This window comes from Hymenobacter nivis (genome assembly GCF_006439025.1).
GTDB classification, from domain to species: domain Bacteria; phylum Bacteroidota; class Bacteroidia; order Cytophagales; family Hymenobacteraceae; genus Hymenobacter; species Hymenobacter nivis_A.
Map to the genome: position 1 here is coordinate 434,976 of NZ_RCYZ01000002.1, position 18,449 is coordinate 453,424.

17 protein-coding genes are annotated in these 18,449 nt (G+C 63.7%); 15 read left to right on the forward strand and 2 right to left on the reverse strand.

What is annotated here, in order from left to right; translation table 11 throughout:
- Window positions 1-19: 19 nt before the first annotated feature.
- Both panB and EAH73_RS06385 read right to left on the reverse strand, forming a co-directional pair.
- Window positions 20-847, reverse strand: a complete 828-nt coding sequence (gene panB / locus EAH73_RS06380; RefSeq protein ID WP_140465648.1) for a 3-methyl-2-oxobutanoate hydroxymethyltransferase — start codon at window positions 845-847, stop codon at window positions 20-22.
- Window positions 848-909: 62 nt separating this feature from the next.
- Window positions 910-3,918 (reverse strand): putative LPS assembly protein LptD, encoded by a 3,009-nt coding sequence (locus EAH73_RS06385; protein WP_240047161.1) that lies wholly within the window; start codon window positions 3,916-3,918, stop codon window positions 910-912.
- Window positions 3,919-4,015: 97 nt separating this feature from the next.
- On the opposite strand from EAH73_RS06385, the gene EAH73_RS06390 reads away from it, so the two are divergent.
- The 15 genes from EAH73_RS06390 (at window position 4,016) to EAH73_RS06465 (ending at window position 18,430) form a co-directional block, all read left to right on the forward strand.
- Entirely contained in the window at window positions 4,016-4,795 is a 780-nt protein-coding gene (locus EAH73_RS06390; protein ID WP_240047180.1) for an N-acetylmuramoyl-L-alanine amidase, read from the forward strand.
- Between the two features lie 87 nt (window positions 4,796-4,882).
- Window positions 4,883-5,893, forward strand: a complete 1,011-nt coding sequence (locus EAH73_RS06395; protein ID WP_161599461.1) for an MlaD family protein — start codon at window positions 4,883-4,885, stop codon at window positions 5,891-5,893.
- Window positions 5,894-5,985: 92 nt separating this feature from the next.
- On the forward strand, window positions 5,986-7,620 hold the full coding sequence (locus EAH73_RS06400) for an acyl-CoA carboxylase subunit beta (RefSeq protein WP_140465652.1): 1,635 nt from the start codon (window positions 5,986-5,988) through the stop codon (window positions 7,618-7,620).
- 13 nt (window positions 7,621-7,633) lie between these two features.
- Entirely contained in the window at window positions 7,634-8,155 is a 522-nt protein-coding gene (locus tag EAH73_RS06405) for a hypothetical protein (RefSeq protein ID WP_140465653.1), read from the forward strand.
- A 408-nt stretch (window positions 8,156-8,563) separates the two neighbouring features.
- A complete protein-coding gene (locus EAH73_RS06415; RefSeq protein ID WP_140465654.1) occupies window positions 8,564-9,718 on the forward strand; it encodes a Gfo/Idh/MocA family protein in 1,155 nt (384 codons plus the stop codon).
- 142 nt (window positions 9,719-9,860) lie between these two features.
- The gene (locus EAH73_RS06420) at window positions 9,861-10,478 is read left to right on the forward strand and encodes a GrpB family protein (RefSeq protein WP_140465655.1); all 618 of its coding nucleotides are present in this window, start codon (window positions 9,861-9,863) and stop codon (window positions 10,476-10,478) included.
- Window positions 10,479-10,561: 83 nt separating this feature from the next.
- On the forward strand, window positions 10,562-11,422 hold the full coding sequence (locus tag EAH73_RS06425; RefSeq protein WP_140465656.1) for an ATP-binding cassette domain-containing protein: 861 nt from the start codon (window positions 10,562-10,564) through the stop codon (window positions 11,420-11,422).
- On the forward strand, window positions 11,406-12,173 hold the full coding sequence (locus EAH73_RS06430; RefSeq protein ID WP_140465657.1) for a hypothetical protein: 768 nt from the start codon (window positions 11,406-11,408) through the stop codon (window positions 12,171-12,173). The genes EAH73_RS06425 and EAH73_RS06430 overlap by 17 nt, the downstream gene beginning before the upstream one ends.
- 2 nt (window positions 12,174-12,175) lie before the next feature.
- A complete protein-coding gene (locus EAH73_RS06435; protein WP_140465658.1) occupies window positions 12,176-12,577 on the forward strand; it encodes a GntR family transcriptional regulator in 402 nt (133 codons plus the stop codon).
- On the forward strand, window positions 12,564-13,283 hold the full coding sequence (locus EAH73_RS06440) for a hypothetical protein (protein ID WP_140465659.1): 720 nt from the start codon (window positions 12,564-12,566) through the stop codon (window positions 13,281-13,283). Before EAH73_RS06435 ends, EAH73_RS06440 begins: the two co-directional genes overlap by 14 nt.
- Window positions 13,284-13,307: 24 nt before the next feature.
- Window positions 13,308-13,958, forward strand: a complete 651-nt coding sequence (locus EAH73_RS06445) for a hypothetical protein (RefSeq protein ID WP_140465660.1) — start codon at window positions 13,308-13,310, stop codon at window positions 13,956-13,958.
- A gap of 25 nt (window positions 13,959-13,983) precedes the next feature.
- Entirely contained in the window at window positions 13,984-14,595 is a 612-nt protein-coding gene (locus EAH73_RS06450) for a hypothetical protein (protein ID WP_140465661.1), read from the forward strand.
- 156 nt (window positions 14,596-14,751) lie between these two features.
- Entirely contained in the window at window positions 14,752-15,546 is a 795-nt protein-coding gene (locus tag EAH73_RS06455; protein ID WP_140465662.1) for a DUF2490 domain-containing protein, read from the forward strand.
- Window positions 15,547-15,682: 136 nt separating this feature from the next.
- On the forward strand, window positions 15,683-17,410 hold the full coding sequence (gene poxB / locus EAH73_RS06460; protein ID WP_140465663.1) for a ubiquinone-dependent pyruvate dehydrogenase: 1,728 nt from the start codon (window positions 15,683-15,685) through the stop codon (window positions 17,408-17,410).
- A gap of 153 nt (window positions 17,411-17,563) precedes the next feature.
- Complete coding sequence (locus tag EAH73_RS06465) at window positions 17,564-18,430, forward strand: transglutaminase-like domain-containing protein (RefSeq protein ID WP_140465664.1); 867 nt, start codon at window positions 17,564-17,566, stop codon at window positions 18,428-18,430.
- The last annotated feature ends 19 nt before the right edge of the window (window positions 18,431-18,449 follow it).

Below are 18,449 nucleotides of genomic sequence, written 5' to 3' on the forward strand. Positions count from 1 at the left end.
CCGCGCGTAGCGCAACTGACTAGTAACCTTCTTCTTTGCTGGGAAAGTCGCGGCTTTTTACGTCAGCCACGTAGTGCTGCACGGCTTCGGTCATGATGTCGTGCAGCTCGGCGTAGCGGCGCAGGAAGCGCGGCTTGAATTCCTTGGTGATGCCGAGCAGGTCGTGCACCACCAGCACCTGGCCGTCCACGTCGGGGCCCGCGCCGATGCCGATGACGGGGATGGTGAGCTCCTCGGCCACGCGCTTGGCCAGGGCGGCCGGAATCTTTTCAAGCACCAGCGCGAAGCAGCCGATTTCCTGGAGCAGGCGGGCGTCTTCGAGCAGCTTCTGGGCCTCGTCCTCTTCCTTGGCGCGCACCGAGTAGGTGCCGAACTTGTAAATGCTCTGGGGCGTGAGGCCCAGGTGGCCCATCACGGGGATGCCGGCGGTGAGGATGCGGGTGATAGAATCCTTGATTTCGGCGCCGCCTTCGAGCTTCACGCCGTGCCCGCCGCCTTCCTTCATGATGCGAATGGCCGAGCGCAGGGCCTCCGAGCTGTTGCCCTGGTAGGAACCAAACGGCAAATCGACCACCACGAAGGCGCGCTTCACGCCGCGCACCACGCTCTGGGCGTGGTAAATCATCTGGTCGAGGGTGATGGGCAGGGTGGTTTCGTGGCCGGCCATCACGTTGGAAGCCGAGTCGCCTACGAGCAGCACGTCGATGCCCGCGCCGTCCAGAATCTGGCCCATCGAGTAGTCGTAGGCCGTGAGCATGGAGATTTTCTCCCCGCGCTGCTTCATGGCCAGCATCTGGTGGGTAGTGACGAGCTTAACTTCTTTGTGCTGCGATTGGGCGACGGACATGGCAGGGCAGTTGGGGACGGGTGGGGCCGCAAAGGTGGCACGGCGCGCCCAAACCCGGGGCCCTACTGGTACTGCACGTTGCGGTTGCGGTTGTATTTCAGGTCTTGCAGCAGGCTGCTCTTGGCCGAAATGGTGAAGTTGTAGCCCCGGTACGTGCCAAAGGGCGTCCACTGCCCGGCCACCTGCCAGCAGTGCAGGTCGCGGAAAAAGCTGATGGTGGTGAGCGAGGCCTGCCCGCTGTGGAAGTCGTAGCCCGTGGTGTAGGTCAGCTTCAGGTTTTCGGTGAGCTTGACGCTGCCCGTGGCGCTGAGCGTGGAGAGGGCCAGCAGCGGGTTGGCGGCCAGCAGCCGGGCCTGGAGCGTGCGCTGCTGGATGGGAATGGCATTGGTGGTGTAGCCAGCGGTGTAGCTCAGGGCCAGCTCCCACGGAATGTCGAAGTCCACGTAGTCGGCGTACATGGCCGGGGCCCCCACAGCGCCCAGGGTGGGGTCGTTGGAGGGGGCCACCTGGCGCGGCACCACGCTGCGCTTCTTGCCCGATACGGGGTTGAAGGCGTAGCTGGTGGTGAAGCTGGCCGACGAAAGGCGCAGCAAGCGGCGGTTGCCGGGCTGGTCGAACAAGTAGCGGTTGATGGTGCGCCCGGAGCTGTCGCGCTGGTAAGCCTCGAAGGTGGCGCTGGAAATGAGGCTGAGCTTGCGGGCCACCTGCGTGCGGAACGACACTGAAAGGGGCGCTAGCTTAAGCGTGTCAGCTAGGAAATTATACGAGCCGTTGAAGTCGAGTCCATCAATCAGGCTCACCTTTTTTACCGGGTTGTTGCCCGTGGTGTCCTTGTCGTCGCGCACCTTCATCTCCACCGCGTTTTGCAGCGAGAAGCTAACCTGGCTCACCGCGCCCGAGCTGGGGGCCCCGTACAGCGAGCCCTGGTAGCGCGAGTAGTAGCGCGGGTCCAGCAGCTGGCCCGTCGAGCCGCGCAGGGGAGCAATGTAGTTGCCGTTGGCATCCACTATGGCATTGCCGTTAACGTCCCGGCCGAAAGTAGTCAGCTGGTAGGCCGAGCCCCGGCTTAGGTCGGGCGAGTAGGAGTAGTTGAGGCTGGGCGTGACCTTGTGGCGCAGGGCCTGGATTTTGTGGGTGCCCTTGCGCACCAGCGTGCCGTAGAACGTGGTGTTCAGGCTGACGTTGGCTGAGTAGGAGTAGGCCCGGCTGAAGCCGTGGATGGTGTCGATGCGCACCGCCTGGGCCTTGGGCACGAACCGGTAGTCGAGGCGCTGGGCGTACCAGGTTTCGCCGTAGTTGAAGCCCGGGCTGATGTGCAGGAACTTGTAGGTGTAGGAGCCCAGCGAGATGCCGAACTGGTGCTGCGCGCCGTTTTGGGCGTTGCGCAACAGGGCCCCGAGGTTGCCGAAGCTGATGGGCAAAATGCTGCTGGCCGTGGAGCCGCCCAGCAACGGCACGCTGCCGTCGAGGGAGCGGGCGGCCACGGTGTTGGTGATCTGGTTCTGGGCCACCAGGTTATAGCTGATGCTGATCTGGTCGTAGAACGGCCGCGCCTTCAGCCCGAACCACTGGTAGGGGTACTGCCGGGCCACGCCCACGCTGATGTCGGGCAGGGTGAAGGCCATGACGCCGGTTTGCGTGTTCTGGCTCTGGCTCAGCTTCAGGCTGTAGTTGATGGGCAGGTAGCGCAGCTGCTTCGTGTACGACACGCTGGAGCTGAACGTGGGCGAGAGAAACGCCCGCGACGACAGGCTGTTGGTGCGGTTATAGCTGCTGCTGCCGGCCTGCACGCTGGCCGAAAAGCGCCCCCCGCCGGGCCGGGCCACTGGCGTGTGGTTCCAGCTGATCCAGAAGGTTTTGGCGGCGGCCGGCTTGATGTAGTCCAGGCTGGTGTTGAGCGAGGCCGAGGACAGGATTTGGGCCCCCGGGCGGTCGGTGAACCGGAAGTTGAACGCGCCCTGGTACTGGTAGCGCTTGAGGTAGCTCACGTCGGCCGTCACGCCGTAGCCCCCAAAGGTCTGGGCGTTGCCGGCGTAGATGTCGCCGGTGAGGCGCACGCCGATGTTGTCGTTGGGCGCGAAGTAGTAGCCACCGTTGCTAAGGTAGTAGCCCCGGTCCTGGGCCTGCCCGAAGGTGGGGATGATGACGCCCGAGCCCCGGCTTTTGTTGGGCATCGGGAAGAAGCCAAACAAAAAGCCCAGCGGCGTGGGCACCCCGCCAATCACCAGGTTGAAGGGCCCCGTCACCACCTTGTCGCCCGGAATCACCTTCATCTTGCTGGCCTGGATGAAGAAGTGCGGGTTCTCCAGGTTGCAGGTAGTGTAGCGGCCGCGCACGCCAAACAGGTCGTTGTTGGGGGCCTTCTTAATGCTTTGGGCGCTCACGTAGCCCTCGCCCTGCTGGGTCACGGTTTCGGTGATCTTGCCGCGCTTGCTCTGGAAGTTGTAGGCAATTTTGCCCGCCGCATACTGCCCCGCCCCGTCCTTGAACACGGGCTTGTCCACCACCTTGTGCTTCAGCGAGTCGCGCCGGCCCTCGGCCGTCATCACGTGGCCGGCGTAGTCGATGGTAATCAGAGCTGCCTTAAGGTCCATGGCGCCGTAGTTCACGTCGGCCTTGTTGTAGAGCTTGGCTTCCTTGCGGGTCACGTCGAACTGAATCGAATCCTTGGCCACGTAGTGCACCGTAGTTTCGATGGGGCCCCGGGGCTTCGCGGCCAGCTTGATGGAATCCTGCTGGGCCTGCTTCACCAGCACGCTGTCGGGGATGCCGGCCACGGGCTTGTTGGAAGTGCCGGGGGTGCGGTGCTGGCCGGGGTTGGTGGTGCCGGGCGGCGGGGGCCCCTGGGGCAGGGTAGGGTCGGGCGACATTACCCGCACCGGGGGCATGGGCGCGCTGCCCGGTCGCTGCCCGGGGATGGAATCGGGGTTGGCCGTGGGCGCGCGCTGGGCCAGGGCCGTGCCGGCGCTCAGCAGCAGCCAGGCCAGCGCCAGCCCGCGCAGGGCCCCGGCAGTGCCCGCCCGCCGGCAAAGCGCAGCGCAGCAGCGAAGAACGTGGGATATAGCGGGCAATTCGGTTACTTTTGAGGCTTCTACAAAGGTAGCGGGTTGCTACCCGACCTCAACGAACGACGTGCGGATTATTGCTTTCCTGGCCGGGGCCGCGCTTTTGCTGGCCGCGGCCCCGGCTCCTTCCCGGCCCCTGGCCGGCCCCCCGGCCCCGGCCCGCTACCGCCTGCGCACCGTGGTGCTCGACGCTGGCCACGGCGGCAAAGACCCCGGCTGCCACGGCCTCAAGGCCCGCGAGAAAGACGTGGCCCTGGGCCTGGTGCTGGCCCTGGGCCGCCAAATCGAGCAAAATATGCCCGATGTGAAGGTGATTTACACCCGCAAAACCGACGTGTTTGTGGAGCTCGGCGAGCGCGCCGCCATCGCCAACCGCCACCACGCCGACCTTTTTATTTCCATCCACTGCAACGCGGCGTCCCGCGACAGCCACGGCACCGAGGTGTGGACGATGGGCCTGCACAAATCGACGGCCAACCTGGGCGTGGCCCAGCGCGAAAACTCCGTTATCCTGCAAGAAGACGACTACAAGGACCGCTACGACGGCTTCGACCCCCGCTCGCCCCAGAGCCACATCCTGTTTTCGCTCTTCCAATCGGCCTACGTCACCAACAGCCTGCGCTTTGCCCAGCGCGTGGACGGGGCCCTGCGCCGCGACGTGGGCCGGGCCTCGCGCGGGGTGAAACAGGCGGGCTTCATCGTGCTCTGGAAGTCGACCATGCCCTCGGTACTCATCGAGTCCGGCTTCCTCACCAACCCCACCGAAGAGCGCTACCTCAACGATAAAGCCAATCAAACGTATATGGCTGCGGGTATCTTCCGCGCCTTTCGCGCCTATAAGCGCGAACTGGAGGGCTCGGCGGCCGACGAGGCCGACGACTAGCGGGCGCGGGGGCCCCGGGCGGGCGTTGGCCGCTGCGCCCGCGCTTGCGTATCAACCGTTTTTCTGTGCATCCTAACTCTCCCCTCCGTGCTATCTAAAGAAATAAAAGTGGGCGTATTGGCCCTCGTAGCCATCGTCGTATTATTCGTGGGCTTCAACTACTTGCGCGGGTCCAACGTGCTATCGAGCAGCCACACGTACTTCGCCAAGTACGCCAGCGTCGACGGCTTGAATATTGGGGCCCCGGTGGTGTTCAACGGCATCAAGGTGGGCCAAGTGAAAAACCTGGAGCTGCTGCCCGAGGAAGGCAACAAAGTGAAGGCCACAATGGAGCTCGAAAAGGGCATCGTGGTGGGCGATTCGACCGTGGCCAGCCTTGCGGGCTCGCTGCTGGGCACGAAAACCATCACCCTGTTTATGGGCAAAAACAGCAAAACCTTCAGCGGCGGCGAGGAGCTGAAGTCGTACACCGTGGCCAGCATCACCGATGCTTTCCAGGCGAAGGCGCTGCCCATGCTCGGCACCGTAGACTCGACGCTGAACCGCGTGAACGGCTTCCTGAACAAGGATGCTAAAACCAGCATCCAGGCCACGCTGCTGAACGCCCAGGGCAGTTCGGAGGCGCTGAAAAACCTGATTATTCAGAACCAGCGCAACATCAACGAAATCACCACCAACATGGCCCGCCTCACCCGGGCCCTGAACGGCAGTACCGGCAAGCTCGACCGCATCGCCGGCAACTTCAGCCAGCTGTCCGATTCGCTGAAGAGTGCCCCCGTGGGCCCCGCCCTGCGCCGCATGAACGCCACCATGGCCGAGGCCCAGGCCACCGTCACCAGCCTCAACAAAGCCCTGAACGACAAGAGCGGCTCGATTGGCATGCTGCTCAACGACTCGTCGCTCTACAGAAACCTGAACGCCTCTACGGCCAGCACCAACGCCCTGCTGGTGGACTTCAAGGAAAACCCCAAGCGCTACGTGCACTTCTCGGTGTTCGGCGGCGGCAAGGACAAAACCAAGAAGGAAACCACCAAGAGCCCCGACGGCACCGTGACCACCGAAACCAAGAAAGTGGAAACCTCGTCGTCGCTGAAGTAGGGCCCCCGGGGGCCCTGCGCCCCGCGCCGTACCTTTGAAATCCGCCTCCGGGCGGATTTTTTTGTGCCCATCCCCTCCCCAAATCCCACCCCATGTCGCCCACCGCCGAGTTCAACCGCTACGAAGACCAACTTAAGCAGCTCACCTTTCAACTCCGCCAGCGGCTGGCCCGCGTGGCCCTCGGCGGGGGCGAAAAGCGCATCGCCGCCCACAAAGCCAAGGGCAAGCTCACAGCCCGCGAGCGGATAGCCTACCTGCTCGATAAGGACGCGGCCCAGGTCGAAATCGGGGCTTTTGCCGGCGAGGGCATGTACCAGGAGGAGGGGGGCTGCCCCGGCGGCGGCGTGGTCGTCGTGATCGGCTACGTGCAGGGCCGCCAGTGCGTGGTGGTGGCCAACGACGCCACGGTGAAGGCCGGCGCCTGGTTTCCCATCACGGCCAAAAAGAACCTGCGGGCCCAGGAAATCAGCCTCGAAAACCGCCTGCCCATCATTTACCTCGTCGATTCGGCCGGCGTGTACCTGCCCATGCAGGACGAGATTTTTCCCGACAAGGAGCACTTTGGCCGCATCTTCCGCAACAACGCGGTGATGAGCAGCCTGGGCATCGTGCAAATTTCGGCCATAATGGGGCCCTGCGTAGCCGGCGGTGCCTACCTGCCCATCATGAGCGACGAGGCCATGATTGTGAGCGGCACGGGCTCGGTGTTCCTGGCCGGTTCGTACCTGGTGAAGTCAGCCATCGGCGAAACTATCGACAACGAGGCGCTGGGCGGCGCGGCCATGCACTCCGAGGTGTCGGGCGTGACGGACTACAAGTTCGACACCGACGAGGAGGCGCTCGACCACATCCGCAACATTTTCGACAAGCTGGGGGCCCTGCCCACGGCCGGCTTCAGCCGCAAGGCGCCCGCTGCGCCCGCGCTGCCCGAGGCGGAGATTTACGGCCTGCTGCCGTCGGACCGCGCCAAGCCCTACGACACGATGGAGCTCATCAACCGGCTGGTGGACAACTCCGAATTTGAGCCCTACAAGGACCTCTACGGCCAAACGCTCATCTGCGGCCTGGCGCGCATCGACGGCTGGGCCGTGGGCATCGTGGCCAACCAGCGCAAGATTGTGAAGAGCAAGAAAACCGGCATGCAGATGGGCGGCGTCATCTACTCCGACTCGGCCGACAAGGCGGCGCGCTTCATCATGAACTGCAACCAGAAGCGCATCCCGCTGGTGTTTCTGCACGACGTGTCGGGCTTCATGGTGGGCTCGGCCAGCGAGCAGGGCGGCATCATTAAGGACGGCGCGAAGATGGTGAACGCCATGGCCAACAGCGTAGTACCCAAGTTCACGGTCATCGTCGGCAACAGCTACGGCGCCGGCAACTACGCCATGTGCGGCAAGGCCTACGACCCGCGCCTCATCGTGGCCTGGCCGACAGCACAACTGGCGGTAATGAGTGGCGCCGCAGCCGCCAACACCCTGCTGCAAATTCAAGTCGCGTCCCTCAAAGCCAAAGGCGAAGTCATCACCCCCGAAGCCGAAAAGGAATTACTCGACCGCATCAAGGCCCGCTACGAAGAGCAATTATCGCCCTATTACGCCGCCGCCCGCCTCTGGGTCGATGCCGTAATTGATCCGCTCGAAACCCGCAAGGTTATTTCGGAAGGCATTGCGGCGGCCAACCACGCGCCGATTGAAAAGGCGTACAATGTGGGCGTTATTCAGGTGTGAGGATTAAAGAAAGATGATGACTACCGATAAAAATATATTTTTCTCCAATCTGAAAATCATTCAGAAATATTGTGAGCAGCAACTACAACGAAGTGAAAAGAGTGAACAAGTAGTTCTGAGGAGTTGCTTCGTAAGTGGGATTCGTGTACAGTCTATGTCCTGGAAGGAATGGAGCGAAAAGGCAGATCCGTATAACTCAGAAACTTTTATGGAGCTATTTAGGGAGCAGCTCGCTTATAAAAAACGAGAGACAGACAAGATAGAGCAGGATGTACAGTACCGAGGTAAGATATTAGTTATCGAGTATGGGCTAAACATACCTGATGGTGCTGTCGAAGTAGAGACGGGCGGAATTTTTGATGAATTTGATTTTCCGCCAATTGATACGTGGTTCTACAATGGCTATTATGAATCAGGCGAAGGTGTTTTATTTGCTTGGATTCCAGCGCGATTCGTAGAATATGCTGACAGAGCGATTGATGTACAGTTTTTAGATGTTCTGCACTGGTTTAAAAAGCCTAGCGGCTGGGTTTAATTAAGCTTCATTACCCGCTTTTTTAGGAACCATCCCACCAGAAAAGCTGTGCAAACCCTCACGCTACACCTGCCCGATTCGCTAGGCCTAAGTTCCAAATAGGTTACCATGTTGCTGGCGACGCGCCTCTACGAGCAGGGCAAACTCTCGCTGGGGCAGGCGGCCGAAATGGGGGTTATAGCAAGCGCACGTTTATGGAGCTTCTGGGCGACTACGGCGTGTTGGTGTTTGAGCTGACTAAAGAGGAATTGCTAGGCGATGTGCAGAATGCTGCCCGTTATCATTACTGATGCCAACTGCTTGATTCTATTGGAAAAGATTGGGCCCCCCAGAGCACTTTCACTTCTCCGAAACGCAACACGGCTAGGGCCCCAGCCGTTTCCATGAACAAAAATTCATCCTTTGTTCATGATTAATTCTTCCAATCACACTGATTCGCGCCGCCAGTTTCTGCGCCAGGCTGGGCTGGCGGCGGCTACCGTGGCCGTGGCGGGGCCGGCTGGGGCCCTGCCGCTTGGCGCCGCGGCGCCGCTGGCTGATAGCCCGCGCAAGGTGGGCTTTGCCATTGTGGGCCTCGGCAAATACGCCACCGAGCAGATGATGCCGGCCTTCAAGGAGAGCAAGCACTGCAAGATTGTGGCCCTGGTGAGCGGCTCGCCCGATAAGGCCCAGCGGCTGGCCCAGGAGTACGGCGTCGAGGCCAAGAGCATCTACAGCTACCAGGATTTCGACCGCATCAAGGACAACCCGGCCGTGGACGTGGTGTATGTGGTGCTGCCGCCCGCCCTACACGCCGAGTACGTGGTGCGGGCCGCCCAGGCCGGCAAGCACGTGCTGACCGAGAAGCCCATGGCCCCGTCGGTGGCCGAGTGCCAGCGCATGATCGACGCCTGCCGCAAGGCCGGCAAGCAGCTGATGGTGGCCTACCGGGCCCAGTTCGAGCCGTTCAACCTCGACGCCATTGCCCGCATCCGCAAGGGCGAACTGGGCAAGCTGCGCTTCGTGACGGCCGACCACGGCCGGCAGGTGAGCCCCACCACCGACAAGGCCGACGAATGGCGCGTGGTGCAAAAGCTGGCCGGCGGCGGCTCGCTCATGGACATCGGCATTTACTCGCTCAACGCCGCGCGCTACCTCACTGGCGAGGAGCCCGTGGAGGTGTCGGCCACCGAATCGACCGACCGCACCGACCCGCGCTTCAAGGAAGTGGAAGACCAGGTGCACTTTACGTTGCGCTTCCCCAGCGGCGTGCTGGCCACCTGCACCAGCGCCTACAGCATCGAGGGTGTGAAGCGGTTCCGGGCGTTCGGCAGCAAGGCCTACCTCGACCTCGACCCGGCCACCGACTACTACCGCCACCGCATGGTCATCGGGAACGCCGACGGCGAACTGACGACCAGCATGAAGGAAGGCAACCAGTTTGCCGCCATGCTCGACCACATGGCCGAGTGCGCCCAGCAAAACAAAACCCCCAAAACGCCCGGTGAAGAAGGCCTGCGCGACATCAAGCTCATCTTGGCCATCTACGAATCGGCCAAAAAAGGCCGGCCGGTGAAGGTGTAGCGGCTGCCTGGGGCCCCGGCGCAGCGTGGCTTTTATTTGCGGCAACCGGGGCGGCGTGCGTGCCGCCCCGGCTGCCGCTGAACGGTTGCTTTGGCAACGAAGTGTACAGCCCCGCATCTGCCGCGTTCTTTTAGAATACCTCATGAAAAAGCTGATAGATCTGACCAAAGAGGAGATAGGCCAGCTTTTCCCGGTGGAAATAACGCCTTACGATGCCCTGTGGGCCGTGCTTTTTGCCGCTGAACGGCGGCGAATACTTGCGGCCCTGGGCCCGGATGTTGCGTTGCGGATTGAACACTTTGGCAGCACCTCGGTGCCCGGCCTGCCGGCCAAGGACACGATTGATATACTGGTAGAAATTCCGCCAGGCCCGGAAGGGCAGGAACAGCTTATTGCGCGAATGCAGGGCCTGGGCTACGACTTCATGTGGCAAACGGACGGCGCGCCGCCCTACCTGGTTTTTGTGAAAGGCTACGACCCCGCCGCGCCGAAAGCGCAGACCTACCACGTCCACATGGGGCCCCAAGGCCACGCGCTGTGGGACCGCCTGTACTTCCGCGACCACCTGCGCCAACACCCCGCCGTGGCCGAGCAATACGCCCAGCTGAAGTACGCGCTGGCCGAGGAGCACCGGCACGAACGGGTGGCCTACCGCGTGGCTAAAACGGACTTTGTGGCCCGCGTGACGGCCGAAGCAAAAGCGCACTTTGGTGCCCCGGCGCGACCAGATTTGCCGGCAAGCGCAGGGGCTGAAAAATAAATTTCGTTTGCGGGTGCGGAATGCGGGAATACTGCATACATTTGCGGTGTACTAGAACATTAGTACACTAAAACAACAGACACATGGTGCGCATCAGAAACCTCCATTTTGGGTACTCCAGGCGGGTGCCGCTGTTTGAAAACTTGAGCCTGACGCTGGAGCGGGGCCACATCTACGGCCTGCTGGGCAAGAACGGGGCGGGCAAATCGACGCTGCTTAAGAACATTGTGGGGCTGGCGTTTCCGCAGGCGGGCACCTGCGAGGTGAACGGCCACCCGGCGGGCGCGCGGCTGCCGGTGGTGCTCGAAGACCTGTTTTTCCTGCCCGAGGAGTTGCACGTGCCCGCCCTCACCGCCGACCAGTTCGTGGGCTACACGGCGGGATTCTACCCCAAGTTCAGCGAAACGCAGTTCCACCGCTACCTGGCCGACCTGGAAGTGCCGCGCCAGGTGAAGCTGCCGAAGCTCTCGTTTGGGCAGCAGAAGAAGTTCATGATTGCCTTCGCGCTGGCCGCCAACACCGGCCTGCTGGTGCTCGACGAGCCCACCAACGGCCTCGACATTCCCTCCAAAGTGCAGTTCCGCAAAACCCTGGCGGGGGCCCTGAGCGAGGACCGCTGCATGATCATCTCAACCCACCAGGTGCGCGACTTAGACAGCCTCATCGACACGGTGCTGGTGGTGCACAACCGCGAAATCGTGCTCAACGCCGGCCTCGACGACCTGGCCGAGCAACTCACCTTTGGCACCGCTGGCCCGGCCGACGGCGCGGGGGCCCTGTACGCCGAGCCCTCGGTGCGCGGCCGCCAGGTGGTGCGCCCCAACCTGGGCGGCGCCTACGGCAAGGTCGATTTGGAGCTGCTCTTCAACGCCGTGGCCGGCGAAAGCCCGGCCGTGGTCAACTACTTAAACGCTAACCCCGTGCGCCATGAATCAGCTGTTTAGTTTTTCGCGGTTTCGCCGCTTGTTTAGCCGGCACACGGCCGAGTTTCTGCCCAGCTACGCCATGGCCACGGCCGTGCTGGCGGGCGGCATCGGGCTGGTGCTGGGCTTCGTGGTGTACATGAACGTGCTGAACCCCGAGATTCAGGGCCTGCTGTTCCAGCTGGGGCTGCTGACGGCGGGGGGCCTGTTCACGGCCGGCATCTTTGCGCAGTACGGGGCCCCCAAGCAGGCCACGGTGGCCCTCACGCTGCCGGCCTCGCAGCTGGAGAAATACCTGGTGGGCTGGGTGTATTCCTTCTTGATCTTCAGCGTGGTGTACACGGCCTGCTACTACGCGGTGGACTGGCTGATGCTGGGCATGGACGACTGGTACGGCCGGCCCAAGGTGCTGTTTAGTTTGTTCGACGCGCACAAATTGTACGAGGCGTATTTCTACTACGCCGCGCTGCACGCCGGGGCCCTGTGGGGCGCCATCTACTTCGAGAAGAACCACTTCATCAAAACCGCGTTTGGGGCCCTGGTGCTGGCCGTGGTGCTGGTGACGGCCAACTACCAGGTGGTGAAGGCCTTCACGGGCGAAAGCTTGCAAATGGCTTCGCCCTTCAGTGGCATTACCCTCAACGACGCCACGGGCTTCTACCACGTGAGCCTGCCCGAGGCGCAGGCCCAGTGGTACATCCTGCTGCCGCTGGCGCTGGCGGCGCTGCTGTGGCGGGCCACGTACCTGCGCCTGACGGAAAAACAGCTCTAGCCATGGAATTCAAAGACAACGAGGCCATTTACCTGCAAATAGCCGGGTACGTGAGCGAGCAGATTTTGCGCCAGCCCTGGAGCCCCGACGAGAAAATTCCGTCGGTGCGCGACCTGGCCAGTGAGCTGCAGGTGAACCCCAACACGGTGATGCGGACCTACGAATTCCTGCAAAACCAGGGCGTGGTGTACAACAAGCGCGGCATCGGCTTTTTCGTGGCCCCCGACGCCGACGCCCGGGTGAAGCAGTTCCGCCGCGAGCGGTTTTTGCAGCAGGAGCTGCCGGGGTTTTTCAACACGATTTCGCTGCTGGGCATCGGGTTCGGTGAGCTGCAGCAGCGCTACCAAGAGTTTCAAGCCGGGCAAGCCGCCCTCATTCCCGCTACCACCGATGAAAAACAGTAACAAATGGGTGCTGGCGGCCGTGCTGCTGCTGCTCGGCTCGCTTACGGCGTTCAACATGGGCCTGCGGGCCGAGTACCGCACCGGCCACTACAAAGACCCGCTGCACAACTTCGGGGCGCTGAATTTCAAGAACTTCACCAGCGTGAGCGTGCCGGCGGCCACCGCCGTGCCCGTTAAAATTGTGCGGGGCCCCTTCGGCGTGCGCCTGAACAAGGAGGTGAGCGCGCTGGTGCAAGTGGCCCAGCGGGGCGGGCAGCTGGTGGTCACGGCCACCTTCGCCGGGCAGCGCCCATACTGGGGCCCCCGCGAGGTGCTCATCATCTCCTGCCCGCGGCTGGACAGCCTGACGACCGACGCTGTGTACGCGTTGGACGGCAAGCCCCAAACCGACAAAAACGGCACGCTGGGCCACGTGGCGGTGGAAGGCTTCGCGCAGGACAGCCTGGTGCTGCGCCAGCACCGCATGAGCCGCGTGGCCCTGGCCGGCAACACGCTGCGCTACCTGCGCGCCGAAGTGGGCAGCGGCCCCGGCGGCGCGGCCCTCAACCTGAACGGCAGCAACCGCATTGCCGCCGCCGACTTCGACGTGCGCCGCCACGGCGAGTTGGGCATCAGCAACGTGGTCATTCCCAACCTGCGCTACCACTTCGCCGACAGCGCCCAGGCCACGCTCGGGGGCACGGCGCTGGGCCAGCTGGTGCGCTAGGGCCCCCGCGCAGCAATGGCGGCCATGGAAACTTTGGAAACTTGGCAGGCGTGGAAACGGCGGGTGCTGCCGGCGCTCGCCGTCGTGTACACCCGGTACTTGCTGGGCGGGGCGTTCGTGTTCGCCAGCATCATCAAGCTTAAGGGCCACCGCTTCACGCGCCTGAGCGGGGCTGCCGAACCCATTCACAGCGCCTGGCACTTTTTTGAAACGCTGTACAAGTCGGGGCTCTACTGGCAGTTTTTGGGCGCGGCGCAGTGCCTGGCGGGCTTCCTGCTGCTCACGCAGCGCTTCGCCACGCTGGGGGCCCTGCTGTTTTTGCCCATCATTGCCAACGTGTTCGTTATCACCCTTTCGTACGAGTTTGGCGGCACGCCCGTCATCACCGGGCTGATGCTGCTGGCCAATGCGCTGCTGCTGGCCTGGGACTGGCCCACGCTGCGCGGGCTGGTGGGCCGCCCGGCGTTGCCGCTGGTGCCGGGGCCCCAGGCGCGGCTGTGGGAAGCGGTGGGGTGGGCGCTGTTCGCCTTCACCGCCGGCTACCGGTACTACACCGACGCTTACAATTTCCTGCTGTGGGCCGGCGTCTGCACCGCTGTGGGGGCCCTGGGGCTGCTAGCGGCGTGGTACCTGCGCCGCCGCGCCGCTGCTGGGGCCCCGGCCGGCGGCCGCTAGTGCGGAGCGCTTAATACTTAACACGATGCGCAACCTCACAAGGGCCCAGGCTTGGGATTATTGCATTTTGGCGGCGCGGGTGCTGCTGGCGGGCACGTTCATCAGCTACGGCTACGCCAAGCTGCACGACGGGCAGTTTGGCTTGGCGCCCGCGCAGCTGGCACAACCGGTGCAGCAGCTGGGGCTGTTCAGGCTCTCGTGGTACCTGTTTGGCCAGGAGCCGTTTAAGTCCTTCGTGGGCTATTCCCAAATTGCGGCCGGCCTGCTGCTGCTCTGGCACCGCACGGCGCTGGTGGGGGCCCTGGTGCTGCTGCCCATCGCGGCCAACGTGCTGGTGGTGGACCTCACGTACCTCAAAATACTGCCGTCGCTGGCGTGGCGGCTGGTGTTCTACCTCAGCCTCATCTTCCTGATTTGCTGGCACTACCGCGGCCGGCTGCACGCGGCCTGGCGGGCCCTCACGCAGGGCCTGGCGCCGCGCTTCCCGTACCCGTGGTGGGCGTACGCGTTGCTGCCCGCGGCGGCCGTGGGGCTCGACCTGGTGGGGGCCCTGCCGCACGTGGCCTACCTCACCGCGCTGCACCCCGCCGCTACCTGGTGCAGCACCGTGGCCGTGGTGCAGGCCCTGTTGCACTAGCCACACCACCAGCCGTACTCGCGCGGCCCCGGAGCGGCGGTGCTGCTGGCCGCCAATGTGAACTTATTGTTAAGAAAAACCGGGCGCCGCGCCGCCAGGCGGGTACCTTTGCGTGCGGAAAAGGTCAGGAGCCGTTGCCGGCCTTTTGCTTCTCGGATGAACAAACTCGTTTTTTGCGGCCTGCTGCTGGCCGTGGCCACGGGCGGGGCCCCCGCCGCCCGCGCCCAAGCGCCAGCCAACCCGGCCCAGCCCTGGGGCAGCTGGTTCATTGCCACGGTGCAGTTGCCCGGCAATGCCGAGCACAAGTGGGGTGGCTACGCCGAAGCCCAGGCCCGCACCGACGCCGTGTTTCACCATTACTTCTACAACGAACTGAAGGCGGGCCTGAGCTACGACGTTGACCCCAACTTCACGGTGCTCCTGGGCGGCGGCCGCTACACCACCTCCGACTACCGCGACCTCGGCCAGGGCCCCCTGAACGTGGAAAAACGCCTCTGGGAGCAGGTCGTCCTCACCCAGTATTCGCACCGCCTCAAGCTGGAGCACCGCTACCGCATCGAGCAGCGCTGGTTTCGGTTTCGCGACGACAGCACCGCGTTTCGCCAGCGGTTCCGCTACCGGCTGAACGCCTTTTTTCCGCTCAACAAGAAGACCATCACCGCTGGCACGGTGTTCCTCTCCGCCTACGACGAGATTTTCCTCAACCCCAAGGGCCCCGTGTTCGAGCGCAACCGCTTCTACGCCGGCGTGGGCTACCAGGCTAACGCGCACCTCATCCTGCAAGTCGGCTTCGTAGACCAAGCCAACTACAACCTGCCGGCCTACCGGGCGGGCCAGTTCGTGCCGCAAATCACGTCGGCCAAAAACAACGTGGTGGTGGCCCTCACCTACAAGCTGGCGCACCGCGCCGGGGCCCCCGCGCAAGAGCACCTGCCCTCGCAGCAAGACTAGCCAGGCCGGGGCCCGAAGCGCACAAAACTTTCTGGGAAAAGCCCGCGGCAAATGCCTGGGGAGTGGGGCCCGCAAATTTTTGCCGGGCCCTTTCTGCGGCCGCTGCGTACAATGCGTTGGCTTTATCCCAGAAATTATGTCCCAGAAAACAGTAGCGGAAATCATCGTTGACACCCTGCAAGCGGCCGGGGTCAAGCGCGTGTTCGGTGTGGTGGGCGACTCGCTCAACGGCATCACCGACGTGCTGCGGGCCCGCGACGGCATCGAGTTCGTGGCCGTGCGCCACGAGGAAGGCGGCGCTTTCGCCGCCGGCGCCGAGGCCCACCTCACCGGCGACCTGGCCGTGTGCGCCGGCTCGTGCGGCCCGGGCAACACGCATTTGATCAATGGCTTGTACGACTGCCACCGCAGCCGCGTGCCGGTGCTGGCCATTGCCGCCCAAATCCCGAGCGTGGAAATCGGCACCGGCTACTTCCAGGAAACCCACCCCGAGCGCCTGTTCCAGGAGTGCAGCCACTACTGCCAGGTCATTGCCGTGCCCGACCAAGCCGTGCGCATGGTCGAGTCGGCCGTGACGGCGGCCCTGAGCCTGGGCGGCGTGGCCGTGCTGGTCATCCCCGGCGACGTGGCCTACCTAAAAACCGAGGCCCCCGAAGTGCGCCTGCCCACGCTGCGCCGCCACAGCGCCCTGGTGCCGTCGGCGTCCGACATTCGGCAGGCCGCGGAACTGCTCAACGACTGCAAAAAAATCACCATTCTGGCCGGCATCGGCTGCGCCGGGGCCCACGATGAGCTGCTGCAAGTGGCCGAGGCCCTGCAGGCGCCGGTGGTGCACGCGCTGCGCGGCAAGGAAGTGGTGGAGCCGAATAATCCCTATGATGTGGGCCTGACCGGCCTGCTGGGCATGCCCGCCGGCTACCACGCCCTGATGGACGCCGATGCCATCCTGATGCTGGGCACTGACTTTCCGTACCGCCAGTTTTTCCCCGACGACGCCCGCGTGGTGCAGGTAGACAAGCGCCCCGCGCACCTCGGCCGCCGCACCCGCGTGGAAGTGGGCCTGGCCGGCGACGTGGCCGCCACCCTGCGCGAGCTGCTGCCCCACCTGGTGGCTAAAGGCGACGCCGACCACCTGAAAACCGCCCAGGAGCGCCACCGCAACGACGACGAGCACCTGGCCGAGCTGGCCACCGGCGACGCTGGGGCCCCCGAGCTGCACCCGCAGCACGTGGCCCGCCTGCTGAACGAAATCGCCGCCGAAGACGCCATTTTCACCTGCGACGTGGGCACCCCCACCATCTGGGCCGCCCGCTACCTGCACATGAACGGCCGCCGCCGCCTACTGGGCTCGTTCGTGCACGGCAGCATGGCCGGGGCCCTCTCGCAGGCCTACGGCGCCGCCCTGGCATACCCCAGCCGCCAAGTAGTAGCCCTGTGCGGCGACGGTGGCTTCGCCATGCTGCTGAGCGAGTTACTGACCGTGCGCCAACACAAAGTACCCGTCAAAATCATCATTTTCAACAACTCGGCCCTCGGCTTTGTGGAGCTGGAAATGAAGGCCGCCGGCACCCTGGAGTACGGCACCGAGCTGGACAACCCCAACTTTGGGGCCCTGGCCGAAGCCGCCGGCATTAAGGGCTACCGCGTGAGCGACCCCGGCCAGCTCGAAAGCGTGCTGCGCGAAGCCCTGGCCCACCCCGGCCCCGTGGTGGTCGATGCCGTGGTGCGCCGCCAGGAGCTGAGCATTCCGCCCACCATCGAGGCCAAGCAGGCCGCCGGCTTCGGCCTCTACGCCCTGAAGGCACTGATGGACGGCCGCGGCGGTGAGCTGCTGGAGGTGGCCAAAACCAACCTGTTCCGCTAGGGGCCCCCAGCGGAGCTCACCCCTCGCAATGGCGCGCTTGGCCCCCTGGGCCGGCGCGCCATTTTTTTATTCCTGGCTGTGACGGAACACAAAGCCTGCCCTTGGCTGTTAAATTCGGCCCCGCCACCGCAGCGGCGGCCGTTTTTGCACCCGATGACGAACAAAGAAATCAAAGCCCTTATCTCGCTGCTCGACGACCCGGAAATAGCCCCGCAGGTCCACAGCGAAATCCAGAACCTGGGCGAAACCATCATCCCGTTTCTGGAGGAAAGCTGGGAGGAAACCCTTGACCCTCAGCAACAGCAACGTCTCGAAGACCTCATCCACCACCTCCAGTTCGAGGGCTTGCAGCAGCGCCTGCGCGTGTGGCGCGAGGCCGGCGCCACCGACTTGCTCGAGGGCATGTGGCTGCTGAACACCTATCAATACCCCGACGCCGACTACCAGGCCCTGAACCGCGCCATCGAGCAGCTCCGCTTCGAGGCGTGGACGCTGATGCGGCCCGAAATGCACCCCGCCGACCAGGTGCAGGTGCTGAACTACGTGCTGTTCCGCTCGCACAAGTTCGCGGCCAACACCCAGCACTTTCACTCGCCGGCCAACTCCATGCTCCAGCGCGTGATCGAAACCAAGCGCGGCAACCCGCTGGCGCTCTGCGTGATCTACCTGTTGGTGGCCCAGCGGCTGCACTTGCCCGTGTTCGGCGTGAACCTACCCAACTTGTTCGTGCTCACTTTCCGGCCCGAGCTGCCAGGGGCCGTGCCGTTCTACCTCAACTGCTACAACCGGGGCCTGGTGCTCTCGCGCACCGACATCGCCCACTACGTGAGCCAGCTCAACCTCTCGCCCAACGATATCTTCTTCGAGCCCTGCTCCAACCTCGACATTGTGTGCCGCGCCTTGCGCAACCTGCAAATGAGCTTCGAAAAGCTCCAGGAGCCCGCCAAAGCCACCGAAGTAGCTAAGCTCCTGGAAATCCTGACCGACGAAGCGCCAGAGGAGGAAGACGACGAGGATTAAGGATCCGACTGAAACGAAA

What these genes read in the sequence shown, in the direction of transcription:
- EAH73_RS06450 (WP_140465661.1), top strand. Translation starts at nt 13,984, where the DNA reads ATGCGCAACCTCACAAGGGCCCAGGCTTGGGATTATTGCATTTTGGCG.
- EAH73_RS06430 (WP_140465657.1), top strand. Translation starts at nt 11,406, where the DNA reads ATGAATCAGCTGTTTAGTTTTTCGCGGTTTCGCCGCTTGTTTAGCCGG.
- EAH73_RS06445 (WP_140465660.1), top strand. Translation starts at nt 13,308, where the DNA reads ATGGAAACTTTGGAAACTTGGCAGGCGTGGAAACGGCGGGTGCTGCCG.
- EAH73_RS06440 (WP_140465659.1), top strand. Translation starts at nt 12,564, where the DNA reads ATGAAAAACAGTAACAAATGGGTGCTGGCGGCCGTGCTGCTGCTGCTC.
- poxB (WP_140465663.1), top strand. Translation starts at nt 15,683, where the DNA reads ATGTCCCAGAAAACAGTAGCGGAAATCATCGTTGACACCCTGCAAGCG.
- EAH73_RS06425 (WP_140465656.1), top strand. Translation starts at nt 10,562, where the DNA reads ATGGTGCGCATCAGAAACCTCCATTTTGGGTACTCCAGGCGGGTGCCG.
- EAH73_RS06420 (WP_140465655.1), top strand. Translation starts at nt 9,861, where the DNA reads ATGAAAAAGCTGATAGATCTGACCAAAGAGGAGATAGGCCAGCTTTTC.
- EAH73_RS06415 (WP_140465654.1), top strand. Translation starts at nt 8,564, where the DNA reads ATGATTAATTCTTCCAATCACACTGATTCGCGCCGCCAGTTTCTGCGC.
- EAH73_RS06435 (WP_140465658.1), top strand. Translation starts at nt 12,176, where the DNA reads ATGGAATTCAAAGACAACGAGGCCATTTACCTGCAAATAGCCGGGTAC.
- EAH73_RS06465 (WP_140465664.1), top strand. Translation starts at nt 17,564, where the DNA reads ATGACGAACAAAGAAATCAAAGCCCTTATCTCGCTGCTCGACGACCCG.
- EAH73_RS06455 (WP_140465662.1), top strand. Translation starts at nt 14,752, where the DNA reads ATGAACAAACTCGTTTTTTGCGGCCTGCTGCTGGCCGTGGCCACGGGC.
- EAH73_RS06405 (WP_140465653.1), top strand. Translation starts at nt 7,634, where the DNA reads ATGATGACTACCGATAAAAATATATTTTTCTCCAATCTGAAAATCATT.
- EAH73_RS06400 (WP_140465652.1), top strand. Translation starts at nt 5,986, where the DNA reads ATGTCGCCCACCGCCGAGTTCAACCGCTACGAAGACCAACTTAAGCAG.
- panB (WP_140465648.1), bottom strand. Translation starts at nt 847, where the DNA reads ATGTCCGTCGCCCAATCGCAGCACAAAGAAGTTAAGCTCGTCACTACC.